The organism is Nostoc sp. DedQUE12b, from assembly GCF_034530835.1.
GTDB lineage: Bacteria > Cyanobacteriota > Cyanobacteriia > Cyanobacteriales > Nostocaceae > Nostoc.
This window is the reverse complement of the sequence record NZ_JAVRCI010000151.1, coordinates 1-6,163: the sequence shown is the minus strand read 5'-3', so window position 1 is coordinate 6,163 and position 6,163 is coordinate 1. Positions and strand designations below refer to the sequence as shown.

The 6,163-nt window shown below is 41.8% G+C and carries 5 protein-coding genes and 1 pseudogene; 3 read left to right on the top strand and 3 right to left on the bottom strand.

Translation table 11 applies throughout. From position 1 onward, the window contains the following. Window positions 1-69: 69 nt before the first annotated feature. Window positions 70-1,635, bottom strand: coding sequence for an ATP-dependent DNA helicase (locus RMY16_RS32910; protein WP_322739889.1), 1,566 nt, complete (start codon window positions 1,633-1,635; stop codon window positions 70-72). A gap of 226 nt (window positions 1,636-1,861) precedes the next feature. Between RMY16_RS32910 and RMY16_RS32905 the strand changes: the two genes are divergently transcribed. Next, window positions 1,862-2,824: a M48 family metallopeptidase gene (locus tag RMY16_RS32905; protein ID WP_322660153.1), complete on the top strand. Its 963-nt coding sequence runs from the start codon at window positions 1,862-1,864 to the stop codon at window positions 2,822-2,824. A 331-nt stretch (window positions 2,825-3,155) separates the two neighbouring features. Here the strand turns inward: RMY16_RS32905 and RMY16_RS33275 are convergent. Together RMY16_RS33275 and RMY16_RS32895 are read right to left on the bottom strand one after the other, a co-directional pair. Continuing rightward, window positions 3,156-3,656 (bottom strand): annotated as a pseudogene (locus RMY16_RS33275) (lysostaphin resistance A-like protein); the annotation flags it as partial. Between the two features lie 361 nt (window positions 3,657-4,017). Continuing rightward, window positions 4,018-4,455, bottom strand: a complete 438-nt coding sequence (locus tag RMY16_RS32895; protein WP_094350106.1) for an AbrB family transcriptional regulator — start codon at window positions 4,453-4,455, stop codon at window positions 4,018-4,020. Between the two features lie 148 nt (window positions 4,456-4,603). On the opposite strand from RMY16_RS32895, the gene RMY16_RS32890 reads away from it, so the two are divergent. Both RMY16_RS32890 and RMY16_RS32885 read left to right on the top strand, forming a co-directional pair. Beyond that, the gene (locus tag RMY16_RS32890) at window positions 4,604-4,765 is read left to right on the top strand and encodes a hypothetical protein (RefSeq protein WP_322739887.1); all 162 of its coding nucleotides are present in this window, start codon (window positions 4,604-4,606) and stop codon (window positions 4,763-4,765) included. 1,160 nt (window positions 4,766-5,925) lie between these two features. Continuing rightward, window positions 5,926-6,163: 2Fe-2S iron-sulfur cluster-binding protein (locus tag RMY16_RS32885; RefSeq protein WP_322739886.1), on the top strand; the 238-nt coding region annotated here is incomplete at its 3' end.

Genomic DNA, 6,163 nt, shown 5'->3' with positions numbered 1-6,163 from the left:
GCATTGGGGAGCCACTGCGGTCTTGGGGTCTCCCCAAGTAGAGCAAGTGGCGTCACTGGTAACTGAATTTTAGGCGGAATTTTCCTCATCAGTATGGGAAAACAGGCTGGGATCGAGATAGTTAATACGTGCCAGTGGACTTAAAGCTGCGAGAATTTGAGCGCCGTAGCTGCGGTTAACTACACGACTATCAAGCAAAGCCACAATCCCTTGACTTTCTCGTACTGGAGCGATCGCCCGTTGTAATTCATTTAAAGCAGATGGCAACAAGTATAAACGGAACCAATCTTGATGCGATCGTTTATAAAGAGCTACCCTACCAGCTACCAGAGGATTTTCTAAAGATGGTAGGGGCAAAGTCGCAATGATTAACAGATGGGGTGCTGGCAGGACTCGTTGATGTTCTCGCCAAAATTCCCAACCGCTAATCAAAATACCATTTTCATCTAAACAAGTTTTTTCTACTTGCACCCGCGAACCAAACTCTGAAGCCAGAATTGCCGCCACTTGAGATTTGAGTGGTACATCTCCCACCAAGACAACCGTTAACCCTGGTGCTGTCGCACTTAGACAAACTAGTGTGCGGACTTTGTGAATAAATGCCGCTTGAAATTCTGGTGTGTTGGGTAGAGGTAACTTATAGGGTACATACAGTTGAATTGCTTCTGCTTGGCTCTCCGAAGAGAACTTCAGGCAAGTTAAATCTTCTAAACCCAAGCGCTGGCGAAAAAGGGGAGCTTCAGTTTCCGGTTCGATAGCGCTGCCAATTAAAACTACTGGTTGTCGCTGCCAAATCGGCGAGAGTATTTCCCCTAATTCCATTGGGGCGTAGTGCAAAGAAAATAAACCTTGTCTATGGGCAATAGTTGCCCAGAAAAGAGGAGGGGGAGCAGGGGAAGCAGGGGGGGACAGATTTTCATCAAGGGTTTGAAATTGTTGCCAGAAATTTTTCCACTGATCTGGGAGGTTTACTCCATCTAAAGCCAAATACAGGCGACTCAAAATTTCTATTTCTGGCTGAGAAATTAGATAGCACTGATATGGATTAACAGGATGCTGAAAAAGTTCGTGTGTTAGTTGTATCCGTGCTTCACGAATTGCCTCAGCTTGATTGGGACAAGCCAGCATGAGTTGATCCCAATCATCGGGTTGAATCTCTTGGGTAAGTTGATGACGCATCCAATCTTCGAGATCGTCTACCCCATCAATAATTGTGGGAATGCCTTGGGGGAAGCGTGAGCTACCAGCCAATTGTCCTTTTAACCAAGCTTCTGGGGAAGTTAAGAGTAGCCCTTGGAACTCAGCATCAGGCCAAGCATCACCTGTCCTAATCGATTTATTGGTTGGTAGCCACTGCTGTAGCCGGGGAATTTCCACCCGCAGTAGAAGTTGCTGCACGGTTTCTTGAGCAACAATAATTACAGGGCCATGCCACATTAGGGCTGATGCTACGAAACTAGTACGATACCGCCCTTGATAGCCACTAACTGCCCCTACTTGAATTAGGGCGCTACGTCCCAAGCGCAAGGCGCGTGCTACCAACCGTGCCATCGTCAAATGATGGGGCCAGGAAGGGAACCCCGCTTGCGATCGCAAAAAGTTATGTAGTGACAAATGAACTTCTGCCTCAATCACACGCTTTCAATTCCATACAAAGTGACTTTTACTTCCAATTGCCCCATTTCTATTATCTTGTTATTTGTCATTTGTCCTTTGTCCTTTGTCCTTTGCCATTGATCTAAAACTAATGACCAATACAACTCTTGGAGAAGCTGCGGCAATTACTACGCGGTAGTTGAGGCAGTTGAAACTCAGTACAAGTGACAATGACCAATGACCAATCACCCAATACCCTATAATTATGCCAACTTACACAGGAATATCTAGCGAAGCCTTTAGGCATCCACTAGATCGTCAAGCCGAGCAAGCTTTACGAAATTTACCAGGATTTGATTTAATCGCTCGTAAATTTGTGGAATTTATCTACGAACGCCCTCAATTAGTCTATCTAATGGGTAACAGCATCCAAGTCGGGCCGCGTCAATATTCCACTATTTACCAGATGTTTCGGGAATGCGTCCGAGATTTGGACATTTACCCAGAACCAACACTGTTTGTCTCGCAAAATCCCCAAGCAAATAGCTATGCGCTGGGGCAAGAGAATCCTTACATAGTCATAAATACAGGGATACTAGACTTACTAGACGAAGCCGAGATGAGGACGGTGCTAGCCCATGAACTGGGGCATATTAAATGTGGTCATACTATTTTAATTCAAATGGCGATGTGGGCGATGAGTGCTGCTTCTGCCTTGGGAGAATTGACCTTCGGCATCGGTAATATTGTCACCCAAGGCTTGATTTACGCCTTTTTTGAGTGGCGGCGAAAAGCCGAGTTATCGTCAGATCGCGCTGCACTACTAGTAATGGATGACTTGAATCCTGTGATGTCAACGATGATGAAACTCTCTGGTGGTAGTAACAAATATGCCAATGAATGTAGTTTACAAGAGTTTATTAAGCAGTCAGAAAATTATCAGGCACTGGATGAAGATGGACTGAATCAGATATATAAATTCTTAATCTACAATGGCGCTCAGGGTATGATGTTGAGCCATCCTTTCCCTGTTGAACGCTTGCATTACTTACGGTCGTGGGCAGTATCCGAAGAATACCAGCAAATTCGCCGAGGAAATTATCAGCGCTCGCCCGCTTCCGGATCGGTAAATGTTGCAGCAGAATCTTCCGCAAATGAAACAGAAATTTTACGCCGTCAAATTGAAGAATTACAACGAGAAATCGACAGAATGAAAAGGTCTGAGTAGTTTTGAGTGAAGTTATATATAGTGCGCTGATTTACCTAATGCACTATATATATCTGAGGTTGCAGGTTCCGTAAGACTACATAAAGATTAATCACGGTGCTGAGTAAGGAATCTCACTCAGCACTTTTAAAACTACGTTAACGTAAATCTTCTATGAAAAATTAAAATACCTAGAGAATAACCAGATAATTATTCCTGTTCCCAATACACAAATAATTCCCGCCAAGCCAGCTAAGGGTTTTTTGTTCTTACCTGTGAACCAGTTAGAGACAATACCAGTGTAAGTAATTAGTTCTGCTGTATCTATGGTAGCGATCGCCCATACCCATCCCGCGTGCAATCCCCAAGCTAAACCCAAATTACCACTTGTAGCAAACCGTGCTAACACCAACACCATTCCCATCAGCCACAATCCAGGAAGTTGGGGTGCGGTTTCGCGTTGCTCCCAAACCAGATGTAACAAGGCAAAAATCAAGCTAGAAATTGCTGCTGCTACCCAAACGGGGTAATCCTGCGCTAATTCTGTGAACAGGAAACCGCGAAAAACTAACTCTTCTATCCCACCGACTAATAACGCTATCAAGAAAATCGGTAGCAATATGGGTAGTAGTAACTTGAAATTAGACTTTTCAAAAGAACACCAACCTAATCCGAATTGCCCACCAAATACAATAGCTAGACTCAGCACTCCCAAACTAAAACCTAGTGCTAAAAAACCAAGAGTTGAAAGATTGCCAACAAAGCCGTAATTTGAAAAAGATTTATTAGTCAACCAAACAACTCCCCAAAGGATCAGGGGAGCTAATAGGTAAAGTGACACCAATAACGGCATTTTTTGCTCTGGCTGTAAAGGTTTAGGAGGTTGCCAATTAAGCAATATTGCTGATACTGTTGCTACTGGCAACCAGCAAACTATCCAGCAAACAAAAAATGCCGTCACTGTAACTAGTGGCGGTGCATTTTCTATAAACGCCAGTAAGACGTTGACCGAAGACTCAAAGAAAGTTATCAAAATAAACAAAAAAACACGATAGACTTCTTGCATTATAGATTTCTTGCTGATTAATCAAGACTCTACTAAATTTGGTGACTTCTGCAAGGGGTCTTATCGTATTTTTTACTTAGCTACCAGTTTGCTGTCAGGGTAAGGACAAGTTATCATCACCTGAAACTTATCCTTACCATCAGCAAATTTACTCTTCGTCTTCCAAATCTTCGTCTGATTCGTCAGAATCTATATCTTGTGAGGTTAGTTTTTTATCGCTTTCACCTAGTTGAATCAGGTGAATATGTTTGTATCCCAGCCTAATTTCAAACTCATCTCCAGCCTTCAAGCCCATTGCTTTGGTATATGTAGCACCAATTACAATCTGACCATTTTGATGGACACTAACCCGATATGTCGGTTCACGACCACGACCATCTTTAGGTGCTTCTGGACTTAGAGGAATTCCCCTAGCAGATAGCAAAGCGTCATAAAAATCGGTGAGATTCACACGAACTTGATTATTCTTAGTAACAGTGTAATAGCCACACTGTTTAGCTCTTTCTCGGCGTGGTAATGTGGAAAGTTCTTTTACTTTAGCAAGTAGGGCTTTTCCAGTTAATGGCGCGGTTGCAGTTTCAGTCATTATGCTCAAATTTTCCTTACTCTCTCCAAACTGATAAACAATGTAGTCTCATGCCAGCATTTGATTTTTTAGCATTTGCATAGAGCTACTGAAGACCCTAGTGTAACGGGTGAATTCCTGCCGATAGGAGCCAAAGGCACTTCTATATATGGTTGTCCACAACCAATTAGAGGCCATAGTTGCCACAGACATTAATTTTGGTGATATTACGGCACTTTTAACCATTATTCGCCATCAGAAAGAAAACTATTTTCTTCTTTGGCGCTACTGTAGCGGTGTAACTTTCAGCCACCTTTACAAATGGGGTTAGGTTCTACTGCAAATAAATCGTAGACCCAAAAAATTGCAGGTTTTTCACTTTCAGTGCTTGCCTTTCTTGCTAAAGCGCAAGTAGAGTTTTCTCTACTCGTCCTTTCAAGCTTAGGACAGCATAGTATTTCAATAGAGTCCTACGGGCATACACCCTTTTGTCCCACCAGTAGAGACGCGAATTTTCTTGTCTCTACATTACGAATTAACAAAGCAGTAGTAACCGCGCTGATACGGCTATTGATTCTGGTTTTGCTACTTCGTAATTTTATATTAAATACTAGCATGGACTAATAATAGCAAAATAGTTGTTTAATTTTGAATTAAAGTTGCTGGTAAATTTTTATTTAAATTCCTGGACTTGAAAGTTGAAAAAAGCAGTGACGATTTTCTTAACCCTTTATTGCAAGCGTGAGCATTGCTATCTGGCTTTTATAAAAATTTATATAATTGATCCGAGCAGTTTTGACCAATGAGTTCAATCCCATATTTTCTTGATTGAGAGCAAGCCAAAAAGCGAAAAGTCTCGCACATCCGCGTTTCGCGGTGCTCTAACTTTTCTTTGAAAGTGGTGAGGTTTTTTCTTCGGTTTATTATCTTCAGGTCAAAAACGGTCAGAGGATTTTGCACGTCTGTCTATAGGAAGAAGAAATCTCTTAACATCTGCCTAGTGCTTGATTGCCACTACTATATATTAAACATGGGCTTTCACACTTCTATATAATCAAAAAATTCTCTCAAGTGGTAGCGAAGGCGGAATTTTACTGTCAGGACTGCTTGACTCAAGTTGACATCAAGACATGTTGCTAACTTCATATGTATTTCATTTGGATACGATCGCTAGGTCAAAGATCAACTTAAGTTACTTTTTAAGCAAACCCTCTTTCCTTTACATTCCTAAACAGGTCAATTCAATGCAAAGCTGTGATTACATTTTTGGCTTTTTAACTCAGAATTTGACAAAAATCTTGCCTACAACCTTACTACAAGTAAAATTTTAATGGTTATCCTTAAACTAGAATCAGTCGCCCTTTAATCGTCAGCCTGTTAACACCAGGGTTTGAATTAGGGGCGAAAAAGTATAACTCACTTCGCAAGTACCTGCTTTAACTCATGATTGTTGAGGCTGGTGAAACAATTTTAAAATTTTGGTTAGTAGTTATGGAAGTTATTTTTAAGGTCATTCGACAGCAACAAAATTCCTCCCCTGTTGTGCAAACCTACCTTGTGGAAGCCGAAGCAGGTAATACAATCTTGGATTGCCTCAATCATATTAAGTGGGAGCAAGATGGAACTTTGGCGTTTCGCAAAAATTGTCGCAATACTATTTGTGGTAGCTGTGCTATGCGAATTAATGGGCGTTCGGCTTTAGCTTGTAAGGAAAATGTTGGCAGTGAAC